Origin of the sequence: Ferruginibacter sp. SUN106, assembly GCF_050611765.1 — a bacterium.
GTDB lineage: Bacteria > Bacteroidota > Bacteroidia > Chitinophagales > Chitinophagaceae > Ferruginibacter.
The window spans coordinates 995,577-1,012,642 of sequence record NZ_JBODJC010000001.1; the positions used below are offsets into that span (position 1 = coordinate 995,577).

The 17,066-nt window shown below is 38.4% G+C and carries 13 protein-coding genes and 1 tRNA gene; 8 read left to right on the plus strand and 6 right to left on the minus strand.

All coding sequences use genetic code 11. From position 1 onward, the window contains the following. Positions 1 to 91: 91 nt before the first annotated feature. The 4 genes from ACQ334_RS04110 to ACQ334_RS04125 are packed head-to-tail and all read left to right on the plus strand — an operon-like array spanning position 92 to position 3,932. Complete coding sequence (locus ACQ334_RS04110; protein WP_430986896.1) at positions 92 to 700, plus strand: OmpH family outer membrane protein; 609 nt, start codon at positions 92 to 94, stop codon at positions 698 to 700. Between the two features lie 55 nt (positions 701 to 755). After that, positions 756 to 2,204: an APC family permease gene (locus tag ACQ334_RS04115; protein ID WP_430986897.1), complete on the plus strand. Its 1,449-nt coding sequence runs from the start codon at positions 756 to 758 to the stop codon at positions 2,202 to 2,204. A 6-nt stretch (positions 2,205 to 2,210) separates the two neighbouring features. Next, positions 2,211 to 3,206, plus strand: coding sequence for a bifunctional heptose 7-phosphate kinase/heptose 1-phosphate adenyltransferase (locus ACQ334_RS04120; RefSeq protein WP_430986898.1), 996 nt, complete (start codon positions 2,211 to 2,213; stop codon positions 3,204 to 3,206). A 9-nt stretch (positions 3,207 to 3,215) separates the two neighbouring features. Next, entirely contained in the window at positions 3,216 to 3,932 is a 717-nt protein-coding gene (locus ACQ334_RS04125; RefSeq protein WP_430986899.1) for a permease-like cell division protein FtsX, read from the plus strand. Here the strand turns inward: ACQ334_RS04125 and ACQ334_RS04130 are convergent. Beyond that, on the minus strand, positions 3,922 to 4,599 hold the full coding sequence (locus tag ACQ334_RS04130) for a DUF6498-containing protein (protein ID WP_430986900.1): 678 nt from the start codon (positions 4,597 to 4,599) through the stop codon (positions 3,922 to 3,924). The genes ACQ334_RS04125 and ACQ334_RS04130 overlap by 11 nt on opposite strands. 75 nt (positions 4,600 to 4,674) lie before the next feature. Here ACQ334_RS04130 and ACQ334_RS04135 point away from each other — a divergent pair, with 75 nt between their 5' ends. Together ACQ334_RS04135 and ACQ334_RS04140 are read left to right on the plus strand one after the other, a co-directional pair. Beyond that, complete coding sequence (locus ACQ334_RS04135; protein ID WP_430986901.1) at positions 4,675 to 5,625, plus strand: isoaspartyl peptidase/L-asparaginase family protein; 951 nt, start codon at positions 4,675 to 4,677, stop codon at positions 5,623 to 5,625. Between the two features lie 79 nt (positions 5,626 to 5,704). Further along, a complete protein-coding gene (locus tag ACQ334_RS04140; protein WP_430986902.1) occupies positions 5,705 to 6,397 on the plus strand; it encodes a 2-C-methyl-D-erythritol 4-phosphate cytidylyltransferase in 693 nt (230 codons plus the stop codon). Positions 6,398 to 6,400: 3 nt separating this feature from the next. Here the strand turns inward: ACQ334_RS04140 and ACQ334_RS04145 are convergent, their stop codons facing one another. From ACQ334_RS04145 to ACQ334_RS04165, 5 genes are all read right to left on the minus strand, one after another. Beyond that, complete coding sequence (locus ACQ334_RS04145; RefSeq protein ID WP_430986903.1) at positions 6,401 to 7,312, minus strand: hypothetical protein; 912 nt, start codon at positions 7,310 to 7,312, stop codon at positions 6,401 to 6,403. Continuing rightward, positions 7,312 to 10,146 carry a M1 family metallopeptidase gene (locus ACQ334_RS04150; RefSeq protein WP_430986904.1) on the minus strand — a complete coding sequence of 945 codons (2,835 nt, stop codon included), beginning with the start codon at positions 10,144 to 10,146 and terminating at the stop codon, positions 7,312 to 7,314. Before ACQ334_RS04150 ends, ACQ334_RS04145 begins: the two co-directional genes overlap by 1 nt. A 116-nt stretch (positions 10,147 to 10,262) precedes the next feature. Continuing rightward, positions 10,263 to 11,660, minus strand: coding sequence for a sugar transferase (locus ACQ334_RS04155; protein ID WP_430986905.1), 1,398 nt, complete (start codon positions 11,658 to 11,660; stop codon positions 10,263 to 10,265). Between the two features lie 39 nt (positions 11,661 to 11,699). Continuing rightward, positions 11,700 to 12,671: a Gfo/Idh/MocA family protein gene (locus tag ACQ334_RS04160; protein WP_430986906.1), complete on the minus strand. Its 972-nt coding sequence runs from the start codon at positions 12,669 to 12,671 to the stop codon at positions 11,700 to 11,702. Positions 12,672 to 12,799: 128 nt separating this feature from the next. Continuing rightward, the gene (locus ACQ334_RS04165) at positions 12,800 to 13,771 is read right to left on the minus strand and encodes an acetyl-CoA carboxylase carboxyltransferase subunit alpha (RefSeq protein ID WP_430986907.1); all 972 of its coding nucleotides are present in this window, start codon (positions 13,769 to 13,771) and stop codon (positions 12,800 to 12,802) included. Positions 13,772 to 13,964: 193 nt separating this feature from the next. Between ACQ334_RS04165 and ACQ334_RS04170 the strand changes: the two genes are divergently transcribed. Both ACQ334_RS04170 and ACQ334_RS04175 read left to right on the plus strand, forming a co-directional pair. Next, positions 13,965 to 14,038 (plus strand) — tRNA-Asp (locus ACQ334_RS04170). Positions 14,039 to 14,605: 567 nt separating this feature from the next. Beyond that, positions 14,606 to 17,044, plus strand: a complete 2,439-nt coding sequence (locus tag ACQ334_RS04175) for a glycoside hydrolase family 127 protein (RefSeq protein WP_430986908.1) — start codon at positions 14,606 to 14,608, stop codon at positions 17,042 to 17,044. Positions 17,045 to 17,066: the final 22 nt, after the last annotated feature.

Genomic DNA, 17,066 nt, shown 5'->3' on the forward strand with positions numbered 1-17,066 from the left:
AACATACCGTTAACCCTTTCCTAAAACTTAGCCTGTAAGCATTGCCAAATCTTGTTTTGTCGTTATCTTGCTGCTTGTAAACAGATGTGAAATGAATAAGCTATCGATTGCTATAAACCTTGTCCTGCTGGCCGCTGTTGGTTATTTGTATTATAATAATTTTTCGGTAAAAAAGGGAGGAGATAAAATAGCGGCGGAAAATAAAATAACTAAAGACAGCTGCACCACCCAGCACCGGATAGCTTATGTAGAGCTTGATTCGCTGAATGAACACCTGGTATACCTTAAGCAAAACCGAAAAAGCCTTGAAGCTGATCAAAAAGTGGTGGAAGCAAAAATTGCAGCTGATTATAAAGCACTGGAAGCAAAACAGGAAAATTTCAAACAAAAAAATCCCAACCCAAGGCCCGAAGACATACAGAATTTACAGGCTCAGTTAATGCAGGAGCAACAAAATATAGAAGCAGAAAGGCAGAAGCAATCGCAGATATTTAATCAAAGAAGTTTCAGCCTGATGGAAAAAATCCAGAAAGACCTGAAAGCATTTTTATCTGAATATAATAAAGAGAAAAAGTTCCAGTACATATTTACAACAGGTGGTGGTATGGATTATCTTATTTATAAAGACAGCACCCTTGATATTACCAAAGATGTGATTATAGGCATGAACGAAAGATTGAAGCCTGATACCAATAAGTAATTCAATCCAATAAAATTATTTATCTTGTTCCGGTATAATAAACCGGAACTTTTTTATGGCAGAAAAAACCACTGATCTATTACAGGATAATTTAACCCAACCATCTTTTAAACCCAGCCTGGGCTTATTTGATGCTACCATGGTAGTTGCCGGCAGCATGATAGGCTCCGGTATTTTTATTGTAAGTGCCGATATTACCCGTAATGTGGGCAGTGCAGGCTGGCTGATTGCAGTATGGCTGATAACCGGTTTTATGACGCTGACTGCTGCAGTAAGCTATGGAGAATTGAGTGCGATGTTTCCTAAAGCAGGAGGGCAGTATGTGTATTTAAAAGAAGCCTTTAACCCACTGGCAGGATTTTTATACGGCTGGAGTTTTTTTGCTGTGATACAAACAGCCACTATTGCTGCAGTAGGTGTGGCATTCAGCAAATTTGCAGCTTACCTTTTTCCTTTTTTAAGTGAAAAAAATATTATTGCCGACCTGGGATTTGTTACCATATCGGCAGCACAGATTGTATCGATCGTTTTAATTATTTTTCTTACCTATGTTAATACCAAAGGTATTGAGGGAGGCAAGCTGATTCAACGGATCTTTACCTCTACAAAATTGTTAGCCCTTTTTGGGTTGATCATATTTGGGTTCTTTGCTGTAAAACATAGCTTTTGGCAGGAGAACTGGCAAACAGGTTTTACTGCCATGCAACACAATACAACAGATGCAGGCCCCGCCTGGCTGCCCATTGGCGGCAGTGCGTTAATTGGCGCCATTGCAGCATCAATGGTGGGCTCTATCTTCAGCAGTGATTCCTGGAATAATGTAACTTTCATTGCAGGAGAGATTAAGAACCCTCAAAAAAATATAGGCCTCAGCCTTTTTTTAGGTACCCTGATAGTTACGATAATTTATGTGTGTGCTAATTTGATGTATTTAAATGCTTTGCCTTTACACGATATTGCTTTTGCAGAAAACGACAGGGTAGCGGTTACCGCAGCTAAAAATATTTTTGGCGATGCCGGTACTTATGTAATTGCCGTATTAATTATGATTTCCACCTTTGGTTGTAACAATGGATTAATACTTGCAGGAGCAAGAGTGTATAATACGATGGCTAAAGATGGTTTGTTTTTTAAGAAGGCCGCTAACTTAAATAAAAATTCGGTTCCTGAATTTGCATTATGGATACAATGCCTGGTAGCCGCTTTACTTTGCCTTAGCGGTAAGTACGGCGACCTGCTGGATATGATCTCGTTTGTAGTGGTATTGTTTTATGCACTTACCATTATCGGTATTTTTATTTTAAGAAAGAAAAGACCCGATGCTGAAAGACCTTATAAAGCTTTTGGTTACCCGGTGCTGCCTGTTATTTATATTATCCTGGCATTGATATTTTGCGTGTTCCTCATTTTAATGAAACCGCTGTATGCCGGAATAGGTTTGGGGATTGTACTAATTGGTATTCCTATTTATTATATTGCTATCTCTAATCAGAAAAAGGTGTAATGTTCTATGGCTGTTATTGATTTTGAAAAATTATTTCACCAGTTTAGTCAATTGAAAGTTGCTGTAATAGGCGACGTAATGCTGGATACATATTGGTGGGGAAAGGTGGATCGCATTTCTCCTGAAGCACCCGTGCCTGTAGTGGCAGTAAGTAAAAAAGAATTACGCATTGGTGGTGCAGGAAATGTGGCACTTAATTTACAATCGCTGGGTGCTGCGGTAAGTGTATTGAGTGTATTAGGCAAAGATGACGATGGCGAACAGCTCACTAAATTATTTGAAGATAATCATATCAACACAAAATACCTGGTGTATAGTGAAGAACGCATCACTACTAATAAGATAAGGATCATCAGCCGCAACCAGCATATGATGCGGCTGGATGCGGAGCTCACCACTGATATCAGTACTGCTGATGAAGAAAGATTGTTGTTTGCATTTGAAGAATTTATTGCTGCGGTATCACCAGATGTAGTGGTGCTGGAAGATTACAATAAAGGAGTACTTACAGAAAATGTGATCACAAAAATTATCAGCTTATGTAAGCATCACAATATCATTACTACAGTTGATCCCAAACGCAAAAACTTTTTTGCTTATAAAGGTGTTGATATTTTTAAGCCTAATTTAAAAGAAGTAAAAGAAGGATTAAATATCCTATCTGATGATATTACTTTAAGCCTGCTGAAAGATATTCACTTACAATTGCAGGACAAGCTGCAACATAAGATTTCCTTTATCACTTTATCCGAAAAAGGAGTTTTTTATAATGATGCGGCCACTGCTGCACTTATTCCCACACATATACGTAACATAGCAGATGTAAGCGGTGCAGGCGATACCGTTATCGCCGTGGCTTCATTGGTGTATGCAGCTACAAAAAATATTACCTTAATGGCTGATGTGGCCAATATTGCCGGGGGACTTGTTTGCGAAGAAGTAGGTACTGTTGCTATTGATAAAGAAAAATTATTGCAGGAGTGTATTCAGCTACTTAAATAAACTGATCAGATGCAAAAGATCTGCCTTGTTGTTTTTATTTGTTGGCTGTATTCATGCCATACAAAAAATAGTATTGACAGCAGTAAATGGCAGATGTTGGACTCTTTCCGTGGATTAAGTTATAGCATTACCGAAACAGGCAAAGGAGAAAAAGGAGATATATCGATAAAATATTTTGGCTGGAAGAAAGATGACAAAGTGATAAGCGATACTGCAGCGGAACGCCAATTTATAGTTGAACAACTGATTACGCCTGCACTTATGGCGAATGAAAAAATCAAACAATTGCCCAAGGGTACTACCGGGTACATCAGTATCAATACCTCAGATTTTTTTCAGCAAAATTATACAGATATCAGGCACTACACTTTATTTTTTTCTGGCGTGGTGGCGGATAAGACACTTAAAGAAGATTCACTAAAACTGGAATCAATGAATGTGTTTAAAAGAATTGAAATAATAAACTCTGCAAAAGCCCTTGATAAATTTACAGAAGATAATGATACAACATGGAAGTCATTTATCAAAAGTAACCCGTTGCCGGCCTCCATTGAACTTACACTAAAAAAAGAATTTCTTACTAAAGAGAAATATGATTCTATTAAAAATATTCTTTCTGAACTACTGCCCGTTTCAGAAATTCAATTGCCATATGTAAATGGTTTACTGGATGCAGAGAATGGGATCATAAAACAAGAGTTAGTGTATAAGTTTGTTATTTTTTAAGCTGATCTTTCAACCGTTGCTTTTTTTCTGCTATCTCCAGTAACCTGTCCAGGTTGACAAATAATTCAAAGAAAATTTTTATTACCACAAATACCAGTATAAATATTTTTCCTGCACCAAAGGATAAAAATATACTGCCCAGGATCACTACAAACTGTTGCACAAAAATTCTCAGGTAGGGTTGAAATAATAACCTCCCCATGCTGATCGTCTTGTATTCCCCCGAACTAAAAAAACTAAAAACATTTTGTGCGGTATAATAAACAATAAATATCAGCAAGAGCAATCTTCCGTTTGGCCCCAATAGCGCTGGTATCTTTGAATATCGCATTAACATTGAGCCATCAGGTAACATGCCGGTGATGGCAAAAAATATCTGTGTTTGCACAAAAACAAAAAAGCCATAGTGCGCAATAAAGAAGAAAATAAATAACCAGCCGCTTTGCATACTGCTACTGCCGCCATTCTCCCATACATCCTGCTTTTTTACAAAAATGGTTACGCAGGCCATTTTAACTACATTAATCAATCCTACAATTACAGTTTCCATACAATACACCAGGAACACTTGCCTGGCATCCCAGTTCTCAAACCAAACACCATACAAAGGAACCAGATTAACAACTATTAAAAGGAAATCGCTTATTGTTAACTTACGTTTAAACATTGGTTAAAAATTGTAGAAGTTTTATGGCAGTAAATTAAATACTTTTGAGCATACAACTAATACCCACCAACACGTATGCAAAAGTTATCGATTGCAATTCACGGCGGAGCCGGAACTATTTTAAAAGAAGATATGACACCAGAGCTGGAGGCAGCTTATTTAAAAGGACTTAATGATGCATTAAGTGCAGGCTATGCCGTATTGGAAGAAGGTGGTACAGCAGTGAATGCGGTAAAAGCCGCCATAGTAATACTGGAAGATAACCTGATGTTTAATGCCGGCCGTGGTTCGGTATTTACAAAGAAGGGCGTACAGGAAATGGACGCTGCAATAATGAATGGTAAAGACCTTACTGCCGGTGCAGTGGCAGCAGTGCGTAATGTCCGTAACCCTATAGAGCTTGCTGCAGAAGTAATGCTTAACAGTAATCATGTTTTTTTAAGTGGAAAAGGGGCCAATGATTTTGCAATTAAACAAGGCATCAAATTAGAGCCAGATGAATTTTTCTTTTCACAGTTCAGGTACGATCAGTGGAAAGCGATAAGAGACAGCGATAATTATTCTCTCGATCATACACACCAGGGGTTGGAAGAATTATTTAAAGATAAAAAATTTGGTACCGTTGGTGCAGTAGCATGCGATGGTGATGGCAATATTGCAGCAGCAACAAGTACCGGTGGTATGACCAATAAAAAATATGGCCGTATTGGCGATAGCCCTTTAATTGGCTGCGGCACATATGCTAATAATAAAACCTGCGGCATAAGCTGCACCGGCCATGGCGAGCCGTTCATTCGTGCGGTAGCAGCACATGACGTAAGCTGCCTGATGGAATATAAAGGCCTGAGCTTGCAGGAAGCGATGGATGAAGTAGTGAATAATAAATTACCAAAGATGGATGGTGAAGGCGGAATGATTGGTGTGGATGCAGCCGGAAATGTTGCAATGGTATTAAACAGTGCAGGTATGTATCGTGGTATGAGAAATAGCGATGGAGAAGATTATGTAAAAATATACCACGACTAGTTTGCGTTGAAGCAATTTATTTTATCTAAGAATCCTATCGTATTTTTGTGTACTCATTAATTTAAGTACTCATTTTATAATGGAAGAAAATACAATTCAGTTAAAAAAGGTTGCAGTTATTGTAGCCGGTGGTACCGGAACCAGGATGAACAATACGGTGCCTAAGCAATTCTTATTATTAAATCACAAGCCGATTGTATACTATACCATCAATACTTTTTTACAATCGTATGATGATATGCAGATCGTTTTAGTTTTACCAGAAGAGTATGTTGCAGCGGGACAGGAAATTATAGATGCTTTTTTTGATTACAGCCGTATTAAAATTACTACTGGTGGCCGCACAAGATTTCATTCAGTACAGAATGGCCTGCGTTTAATTAAAGAAGAATGTATTGTATTTGTACACGATGCCGTACGTTGTTTGGTAAGTAGTGACCTTATTAAACGCTGCTACGATGCTGCTATTGAATTCGGATCGGCTATACCTGTTATTGATAGTAAAGACAGTATACGTATTGTTACTGGCGAAGATAACGCTGCTGTAGAACGAAACAGTGTTAAGCTGGTGCAAACACCACAAACTTTTCATAGCAAAATTTTATTGCCCGCTTTTAATATTGATTACAAAGATAAATTTACAGATGAAGCTACTGTTGTGGAAGCATTTGGATTAAGGATTCACCTGGTAGAAGGTGAGGATGATAATTTTAAAATTACAAAGCCTGCCGATCTTATTGTGGCAGAACAGATCATCGCCGGTAACCAATAACAATTATTTTTTTAAAAATTTAAGTAAACGGGGCAGCCTGTTTAATTTAATACCGCAACACTTTTCTTCCATTGCACCAAAGCTGCTATAGAAAAATGCCAGTGACCGGATATCACTCCCCTCAAAATCAAGTAATAAATTTTGCCCGGCATGATCTTTTATAAATGCATTGATCAATGCATGAGATGCGCCAACAGTTTTTCCATCCGGGTGATTACCTACCAGTATATAATAAGCCCTTGCCTGATCAATAAAAAATGCTGCTGAAGCTACCAGTTGCTGATTACTGTAAGCACCATAGGTAACAGCTTTATGTTGCTGATGCAATAAATTGTACAGGTTGCTGATGCGTTTGAAATCATCATCATCAAGTGTAGCAAATGCTCCGGTTTGTTGTTTTGATAAGGTTATCACCTCCGGCACAGGAATATCTTTTTTTATTTCGCCTTTAAGCTGTGCGAATTTTTTTATGTTGCGTTGTGTGGATTCTTTGAACTTACTATAAAGATCTTCGTACGTTGAATTGAGGTGTAATATATAATTCATCCGCTCATACAATGAAAAACCAGACAGGGTAAAATAATTTCCATGGTTAAAATAGATATCCCAGTATTTAAATTTTTCCGGGATGGCTGAAAGGAATTTATTTAATAAATCTGCTGTAATATTATTACCAAACATACCCAGGGCAGCAGTAAAGGGAGGTTGATACAAATAGTTAATGCTGTATTTGGTATTAAACGTTAATGGCATTACCGCCTCGTAATCATTCAATACAAGAGCATCCCATTGTTTTGCCATGGTATCTAAATAAAAGGAATATCCATAAATAAGCCCGTTGGCTGAGTTATCAATACACTGGTCCCATTTTTTTTTATCGATCTGCTGATGTAAAAGATATTGAATGCTTTCCATCAAAAAGGAATTTGAGGTATTAATTTTCTCAATGATACATTTTGAATATCGATACTGAAGGAAATTGTCTTTACAAATCTTTTTTCCGGAATGGTAGATAAAAAATAATCCTTGTATACTTTGCTGTATAAAAGCGGGAAGTATACATTGAGTACATTTTTAAATAAAGATAATTGCAGCCCTGCATCGTAAACAAAGCGGCCGGTAACTGCATTTTTTTGCCATGCTTCGGCATAAGTACCAATATCTAAAAATGCCTTTAATGGAATTTTTACCGGTAGCATTTGCAAGGGGTTGATATTTTTAGGTATATCAGTTGTAAAGTTGGCGGCAGCAAGCCAGTCGTCTGTTTTGCCGATTTTATTACTTAACAAATCGGTTCTCACTTTAAAAGCGCCATCACGAGCCATGATCTGTTGAGCAGAAAATTTATCGAATTCATTACGGCCGAAAAAATAATTGCTGTAGGTATAATCTTCATAACCTTTTGGCCCGGTCATATTCAGGTGATAAGGATCGGTTTCAAATTGTTTGATAAAAGTTTTATCACCTGTATAAAAGAATTTGCCTGCAAAAATCCTCATATTCATTCCACCACCTTTGGCATAGTTGAAAAAATAATTGCCGGTAAATGCAGTGCGTACAAAACCATCGCCCTGGTCTATACTGAGATTGCCTTTGTAAGGATATAATGCCCTGTTATTTTCTAATACAAACTGCAGCTGGTTTATATACCTTGATTTAACAGGGTAGGTGATAATATCGATCTGCCTGATATCATCTCTGGTAAACAGCAACTGTTGCTCATTAATGAGAAAAGTTTTCCATTGTACAAATTTTGTAACACGGCTCCTCGGGTTTTTATTAGCAAATACGAATTTGAGGGAAGGAACAATTTTTGAAAAGTATAAATAATTCAGTTTTGCAGTGGAGTCTGTAAAAGTATCGCCATTGAAAGATGCACCAGAAACTGATAACTCGGCTTTCTGCCCTTTATTACCAGGGAACCAACTGTAACTTATTCGCCCAATGCCATTTATTCTTTTGCTTTTAGAAGAATACAAAGGTGCTGCTACAAATTGAAATTTACTGGCAGGAAAAGTATAATTATGGAATATACCACCCAGCATTAATTTATCATAAAAATTATAACCCACTGCTGGTAAAAAAGAAATGTAATGGTGCTTATTGCTTTCCCTGGCATTAAATAAAAAAGCAAAGCGGATATCCTTTTTAGTATTATTTTTTACAATGCTTCCTTTTGTATTTAACAAAGAAAATGCGGAATCTAAATTTTTACCACTTACTTCCTCTAATACTTTTTTAAAATCTTCAGGATAAGGATGTTTAAAACTCCAGCGGTGATAATATTCTTTCATGCAACTATCAAATACCTGCCGGCCTGATGTGTTTTCCAGCAACTTCATCCATTGCCCGGTTTTGGTATACGCTACCATATTGTAATTCGCTACATTAAAATTTTCTGAGGCAGTAGCTATAGGCTGATCTTTTTTGGCATTGGTCAGCGCCTGTAAAACACTGGGCTCTATATCGGCCGGCAACCTGTTTTTTATAAATGCAGGTTTAACCTGTAAGTCCAATGAAGTATTGCCGTATTGCTGCAATGCATAACGGTTATCATAATACGTGTTCATGCCTTCATCCATCCAGGGATGCAGGCGTTCGTTGCTGGCCAGTATGCCATAAAACCAGTTGTGGCCTACTTCGTGGTTAATAACAAAGTCGAGCATTTTTTCGCTGCCTCCGGCATCTAATAAAGTGATGGTTGGATATTCCATTCCGCCACCATTGCCACCATCAACAACACTTACAACATTGTAGGGGTATTCGCCCAGCCATTTACTTTTTGTAAGTATTGCCTGTTTGGTTAATGCAATACTATTGGCCCAGATGGTTTCATTAATTGCGTAATAAAAAATATTCACTGTTATTATTCTTCCGGAGGGCAATTGTAAAGCATCAGTTTTAACAGAAAATGTTTTATCAGCAAACCATGCAAAGTCGTGTACATTATTTTGCAGGTAATGAAGCGTTTTTGTTTTTTTTGAAGAAGCAACAACGGGTTCTTTAACGGAAGTTATTGTGATTTTCTTTTTTTCTTTTTTATCGATATAAAAAGCTTTACGGGCTTTCAGCCAGTTTTTTTCATCTTGCTCCTGCAAATCACCGGTAGCTGCTACCACATAATTTTCAGGCAATGTTATTTGTACTTCATAATTTCCAAACTCACTGTAAAATTCACCCTGGTCTAAGTAGGGAATAGGATGCCAGCCTTTGCGGTCGTACACTGCCGGTTTGGGATACCATTGTGTGGCCTGGTAAGCTTGCTCAACATGGCCGCCTCTGGAAAAATTATAAGGCAGCTTTACATGAAATGGTGTTTCTATTTTGCAACTGTTTTTAGGTGCCAGCGGCGTTGGTAAAATTAATTTAATGATGTCCTGGTGTTGCGGATGATCTTCTGTTTTTGCAGTAATAGAATTCACACGAAAATTGAGCCGGTTGATATAACCATGTTTATCGTTATCAGCAAAATAAAATGCGGTGCTGCCATTTTCAAGTTGCTGATCGCTGAATGCTGTGCGGTCATTTTTATAAGCATTGGGCCAGAGGTGTATCCAGATAAAATAAAGTGTATCCGGCGAATTGTTGATGTAATCCATCTTTACAAAACCGTCTAATGTATTATCGGCGTCGTTCAGGGTAACATCAATTTTATAATTTACCTGTTGCTGCCAGTAGGAGGGCAATTGGCACCAGGCAATTGGCACCAGGCAATAAGAAACTATTACTAAAGCTAATATCTTCTTCAATACAAAATGGTTTCTTCAAAAATAAACAAATCAGTGCATTAGAGAGAACTTTATCACTAAAAGTTGGGGTTTAACAGTTATAAGGTTCCGGTTGCCAATTGCTGATTGTCTATTGCTTATTTTCCTTTGCCGCTGAATATGATTTTTATTGTATGTAGCATGATCTTAAAATCGAGGGCAAGAGAGACATTTTCTACATACATCAGATCGTAAGGCATGCGTTCTATCATTTCGCTTACCGAGGAGGCATAGCCAAATTTTACCATGCCCCAGCTGCTGAGGCCCGGCTTTACTTTAAAAAGATAATTATATTCGGGGTGTTGCTGAATGATCTGATCAATATAAAATTTTCTTTCCGGCCTGGGGCCTACCAAACTCATCTCGCCTTTAATGATGTTCCATAATTGCGGTAATTCATCCAGCCGCCATTTGCGCATTACCCTGCCCCACCGGGTTATCCTGGGGTCGTCATCAAAGCTTAACTGAGGACCGTTTTTTTCAGCGCCTTCCTGCATGCTGCGAAACTTATACATGATAAAAGGCTTGCCTTTGTAACCGATTCTTTCCTGTAAAAAAAATAAGGCACCTTTAGAAGAAGTGATGACCCGTAAAGCAGTAAAAATTATTAATGGAGAAAGGATGATGCTTGAAAGCAATGCTATTGCAATATCCAGTAAACGTTTTATGTTTTGCTGCCAGGAGCTAAGCAGCCCGGAGTGTAAATCGATCAGTGGTACACCCAGTACGTTATTAGTTTGAACAGCACCAGTTAAAATATCCACTGTATCGGGAGTGATTTTTATGTTTACATTTTTATCGCTCAGTTGCTGTAATACTTTTTCAATTTTTTCTCTTTCTTTTTTTTCTACAGCAATAATTACTTCTTCAATATTGTTATCGGTAATTACCTGCACCAGGTTTTCTGTACTGCCAAAATTTATTATGGCGGCTGGCAATTGCGAGCCATTGTTACCATTAGTATTTACAAATCCCGTAATCCTGTAACCAGTTTTTTCTTTATTATCAGTGATTGATTTATACAGGTCAAGTGCATTATTGCTGGACCCAACAATAAGGGTATTGAAGAATACCGTGCCATTTTCAAGCTGTGTTTTTACTTTCTTTAAAAAAAATACCCTGATGGTATAGGTAATAAAAACCTGTATACCCAGCAGTGAAAGAAATTCTTTATAATAGATATTGTAATCGCCGGTGGCATCGTACAATAAAAAAAGAAAAAGTATAATGATGCTGCCTGCAAAAGAATGATTAAAAGTGTTTAATAATTCCAGCAGCCTCGATTTGTGATAGATATTATTATAGCTTCCTGCAAGATGGTATAAAATGATCCATGCAAGCGGATATAAAATTAACCCCAGGTAAAATTTATGTCCCACTAAAAAAGCTTCGCCGATAATTTCTTTTCTTACGAAATAAAAAATTACCCAAGCTATTACCGCTGCGATAAAATCGCCTGCGGCATACCATCCAATATGTATCCTGAACTGCTTCAAATAAAGATAAAAGGGTTGAGAATTATTGCGTTACATGCATCAGCTATGGTTTGCTTTGCTGATCTTTTCTAAAATCTGGTGTGCCACATCCATTGCCCTGAATCCATCTACCACACTCACAGGTGTGTTGGTGTTATTCAATATAGCATTCCTGAATTCTTCCAGCTCCATTTTAATGGCATTTACTTCCGGTACGTTGGGATTGGCAATAGCAATCGTTTTTTTACCGCTGTTAGTTTCTATATCAAAAGTAAAAACATTTTTATCTCCCGGGGTATTCAGTTTAATGATCTCTGTTTTCTTTTCTAAAAAGTCGATACCAATGTAAGCATCTTTTTGAAACAGGCGCATCTTACGCATCTTCTTCATCGATATCCTGCTGCTGGTAAGATTAGCCACACAACCATTGTCAAACTCAATTCTTACGTTAGCAATATCAGGTGTGTCGCTCATTACAGAAACTCCGTTGGCACTGATATAATTCACATTACTTTTTACAAGGCTTAAAATAATATCAATGTCATGTATCATCAGGTCCAGTATTACACTTACATCAGTACCTCGTGGATTAAATTGTGCCAGGCGGTGCACTTCAATAAACATTGGCTGAAGGCTATATTCCTGCAAGGCTAAAAAGGCGGGGTTAAATCTTTCCACATGCCCTACCTGGAATTTGATATTGGCTTCCTTAGCTAGTTTTACTAATGCCCTTGCTTCGTCCATGGTATTGGCCAATGGCTTTTCTACAAATACATGTTTCCCTTTTTTTATAGCAGCTTCGCATAGTTCAAAATGAAAACTGGTGGGGGCTACAATGTCTAATGCATCGCAATCATCAATTAATTTTTCAACAGAATCATAGCGGGGTAAATTATATTTTTCACTTACCAGCCTGGCATTTGCATCGTCGGTATCACAAAAGCCTATCAACTGTACGCCTTCAATTTCGGCCCAATTGTTTAAATGAAATTTACCCAGATGTCCTGCACCAATAACGCCAACTTTAAGCATAAAAGCAAATGTTTAAATCAAAGTTACTTGATTATTGCAAGTGATTGAAACTTAGTATTTAACAGGGTGTCAATAAAAAAGAGGCCGTTAATGGCCTCTTGATGAATTTATTAAGAATGTTGCAGTTACTACTCATCCCAGAATCCCATCTTCCCAAATTTCTCGATCCGTTGGTTTATTCTTTCCTGTGCCGGAATTTTTTTAAGTTCGGCAATAACCGGTAATAAATAATTTTTTAGAATTTGTCCGGCCTCATCATAATCCCAGTGGCTGCCACCCAACGGTTCAGGTATAACACCATCCACCAGGCCAAATTGCAACATATTTTCGCCGGTTAACTTCAATTGATCGGCGGCAGTTTCTTTTTTATCCCAGGTACGCCACAAGATACTACTACAGCTTTCGGGGGAAATAACGGTGTACCAGGTGTTCTCCAGCATAAAAACCTTGTCGCCCACACCAATACCTAAGGCTCCACCACTGGCGCCTTCGCCAATGATAACGCATATTACGGGCACTTTCAGACGTATCATTTCGTAAATATTACGGGCAATGGCCTCGCCCTGGCCTCTTTCCTCAGCTTCCAGGCCGGGATAAGCACCGGGAGTATCTATTAAAGTGATAATAGGTTTATTGAATTTCTCAGCCAGGCGCATCAGCCGTAAAGCTTTTCTATAGCCCTCCGGGTTAGCCATACCAAAATTCCTCAGCTGCCGCATCTTGGTATTGATACCTTTTTGCTGGCCAATGATCATCACAGTTTCTCCATCCAGCTGGGCAAAACCACCTACCATGGCTTTATCATCTTTCACGTTCCTGTCGCCATGTAGTTCAATAAAATTAGTACACATTTTATCAATGTACTTCAGGGTATAAGGCCTGTCGGGATGCCGGCTCAGTTGTACCCGCTGCCATGGGGTAAGGCTTGATGTTAATTCTCTTTTTGTCTCTACAATCAGGTTCTCCAGCTGCTGTATCGTTTCGCTGAGGTCCAGCTTTTTATTTTTTTCTGCACTCTCTTTTTGTAATGCTATCTGGTCGTACAGGTCCTTTATGGGCTTTTCAAAATCTAGGAACTGTCTGTTTTTAAGCTCTGGCATGTAAGTTTATGCGGTTTGGTTTACAATTCGTTTACTGGCAAAAGGTTTTTCTTATTGTAAGATAGAGTGTAAAATTAGGGATTACAATATTTTAATAAAAGTTTTGGAAGGAGAAAATCAAAAACCTATCTTTGCACTCCCGAAAAAAGAAGGCAGGTCAATTCCTGATTTTGCATTCCACACTTGGGTAGTAGGATCGGTAGTTCAGTTGGTTAGAATGCTGCCCTGTCACGGCAGAGGTCGCGGGTTCGAGTCCCGTCCGGTCCGCAGAAAGAGGTTGTTTAAAAACAACCTCTTTTTTTATGTAGAATGCCACCGGCAAGTCTCCTTTTACAAATGGTTGGTTGATTTCCTCTGAGTCCTCTTCAGATTGAAAAATATTATATAATAACACTTAAGCGTATCGTACCGGTCTGGTTTATAATCTTGCACCAGGCTTTTGGCTATATAGTTATACTTAGTAATTTAATAAGGCAATAATGTGTGCTTACACGGGTAACATCGTGCTGTAAAGACTAATTTTTTGTTGTGCCCGTTACGCCATATAAACCAGGTGGTGAAATTATTGCAGGGATTTTTTTTCTTATACCACTTTTCTATTTTAGCAATTAGTATGATTTAATGAATCAGAAAAGAATAATTAACTTATTTTATCCTTGAAACACCTTCTTGTTTTAAAATGGGTTAATATTAGTTAATAATCAGCTAAATAAGGATTGCTCTTACTGGGCATCCTCTTATAGTTTTGAAGAGCAGTTTTTAATTGGAGGCAAGTGGTGTAAATATGTTACTCCTCTATATTCATTTCCTTAGCCGGCGAATAAAATTAAAATAATGAAAGCGTATAAATGGTTTAAGAATAAAATTATTTTTTGCATAGTTGCAATAGGAATGCTTGTGCTCATGTTTATTGCCGATCCGGCTGCAGCGCAGTTAAAAAATGACTATCCCATTCAGCCGGTTGCTTTTACACAGGTGCATGTAACGGATAATTTCTGGGCACCAAAAATAAAAGTAAATGCCGATGTAACGATACCGTATACCCTGCAACAATGTAAAAAGACAGGCCGTATAGATAATTTCTTTCGTGCGGCGGGAACATTAAAGGATGATAAGAACACCACGTACACTTTTGATGAAAGTGATGTGTACAAAGTAATCGAAGGCGCCTCTTACAGCCTGCAGGCAAAGCCTGATGCTGGATTGGAAAAATACCTGGATACGTTGATCAGCTATATTGCTGCTGCACAGGAAAAAGATGGCTACCTGTACACTTTCCGTACCATGCACAATTCCAAACCACACGAATGGATGGGTGCAAAGCGCTGGGAAAAAGAAGAAGACCTGAGCCATGAATTATATGATGTGGGGCATTTGTATGAAGCTGCTGTGGCGCATTACAGGGCAACAGGCAAAAAGAACCTGCTTAATATTGCCATAAAAAATGCCGATCTGCTGGTAAAAACATTTGGTTGGGGTAAAGAAGAAAAATTTCCCGGTCACCAGATCATTGAAACCGGGCTTGGTAAATTATACAGGGTAACCGGAAAAAAGGAATACCTGGAGCTGGCTAAGTTTTTTTTGGATCTGAGAGGCACACCAGGTCATCTTAACCAGGAGTATAGTCAATCTCATATCAAAGTAATTGAGCAGCACACTGCTGTTGGGCACGCAGTAAGGGCAACCTACATGTACACCGGCATGGCAGATATTGCAGCACTTACAGGCGACAAAGAATATTTAGCTGCCATTGATGATATATGGCATGACGTGGTGGATAAAAAAATTTATATCACAGGTGGTATTGGCGCAACCAATAATGGCGAAGCTTTTGGCGATGCGTACGACCTGCCTAACATGAGTGCCTATGCAGAAACCTGTGCGGCTATAGCCAATGTATATTGGAATAGCCGCATGTTTTTATTACATGGCGATGCTAAATACATCGATGTAATGGAACGCACTTTATACAACGGTTTGCTTTCGGGTGTTTCGCTTAGCGGCGATCATTTTTTTTATCCTAACCCTTTGGCGTCAATGGGGCAGCATCAGCGCAGTGCATGGCACGATTGTGCCTGTTGCATTTCTAATATGACCAGGTTTCTTCCTTCCATGCCCGGTTATATTTATGCGCAGGATAAAAATGACCTGTATGTAAATCTTTTTGTTGGCAGTACTTCAACAATAAAAATACCTGCTGCAAAAATTACTATCATACAAAATACCAATTATCCATGGCAGGGTAAAAATGAAATCACTATTCAGCCTGATAAAAGTGCTTTATTTACTGTACGCATACGTATACCCGGATGGGCAGTAAACCAACCTTCACCCGGCAATTTATATTCGGATATCGATCAGTCAGCAGCAGTTGCTACTATCTTACTAAATGGTAAACCCATAAAGTACGAAATGGAAAAAGGTTATGCTGTTATAAAGCGTAGCTGGAATAAAGGGGATAAAATAATGCTTGACCTGCCAATGGATGTTAAAAAAGTAATTGCCAACAGCAATGTGAAATCGGACAAAGACAGGTTTGCATTACAGATGGGCCCCATTGTATATTGCCTGGAAAGTCCCGATAATAAAGACAGTGCAGTAATGAATATTGTAGTAGATAAAAATGCCGCTGTGCAAACGGAATATAAATCGGGTATGCTTAATGGTATTGCTGTTTTAAAAATGCAGGGCCTCTCTGCTAAAAGGCAATTAAATACTGATGCACTGATACAATCAGCACAGGAAGTAACGGCTATTCCGTATTATGCATGGGCTAACCGTGGCCCTTCCGAAATGGAAGTATGGATACCTTATGATGCATCAGCAGCAAGGCCTAAGCCTGCTGCAACCATTGCTTCAAAAAGTAAAGTGTCTGCATCAATCAATAATCCACGAATGTTCCGTTCACTTAACGACCAGTATGAGCCTGCTGATTCAAAAGATGCCAGTGCTTCGTTTTTGCATTGGTGGCCAAAGAAAAATACTACAGAGTGGGTGCAGTATGATTTTGATTCAACGTATACTGTTTCCGAATCAAAAGTATATTGGTTTGATGATAGCCCATGGGGAGGTTGCCGCATTCCTGCATCCTGGAAATTGTATTATAAAAAAGACGGCGAATGGGTGCCTGTTAAAAACACCTCATCGTATACAGTTACCAAAGACAACTATGATACGGTACATTTTGAACCGGTTACCACCACCGCTTTAAAACTGGAAGTACAATTACCGGTTGATAATGCTACCGGCATTCATGAATGGATAGTGCAATAGCTTTTTAAAATATTCAGTAAAG

Coding starts and splice junctions, on each gene's coding strand:
- ACQ334_RS04110 (WP_430986896.1), top strand. CDS start 92: ATGAATAAGCTATCGATTGCTATAAACCTTGTCCTGCTGGCCGCTGTT.
- ACQ334_RS04115 (WP_430986897.1), top strand. CDS start 756: ATGGCAGAAAAAACCACTGATCTATTACAGGATAATTTAACCCAACCA.
- ACQ334_RS04120 (WP_430986898.1), top strand. CDS start 2,211: ATGGCTGTTATTGATTTTGAAAAATTATTTCACCAGTTTAGTCAATTG.
- ACQ334_RS04125 (WP_430986899.1), top strand. CDS start 3,216: ATGCAAAAGATCTGCCTTGTTGTTTTTATTTGTTGGCTGTATTCATGC.
- ACQ334_RS04130 (WP_430986900.1), bottom strand. CDS start 4,599: ATGTTTAAACGTAAGTTAACAATAAGCGATTTCCTTTTAATAGTTGTT.
- ACQ334_RS04135 (WP_430986901.1), top strand. CDS start 4,675: ATGCAAAAGTTATCGATTGCAATTCACGGCGGAGCCGGAACTATTTTA.
- ACQ334_RS04140 (WP_430986902.1), top strand. CDS start 5,705: ATGGAAGAAAATACAATTCAGTTAAAAAAGGTTGCAGTTATTGTAGCC.
- ACQ334_RS04145 (WP_430986903.1), bottom strand. CDS start 7,312: ATGGAAAGCATTCAATATCTTTTACATCAGCAGATCGATAAAAAAAAA.
- ACQ334_RS04160 (WP_430986906.1), bottom strand. CDS start 12,671: ATGCTTAAAGTTGGCGTTATTGGTGCAGGACATCTGGGTAAATTTCAT.
- ACQ334_RS04165 (WP_430986907.1), bottom strand. CDS start 13,771: ATGCCAGAGCTTAAAAACAGACAGTTCCTAGATTTTGAAAAGCCCATA.
- ACQ334_RS04175 (WP_430986908.1), top strand. CDS start 14,606: ATGAAAGCGTATAAATGGTTTAAGAATAAAATTATTTTTTGCATAGTT.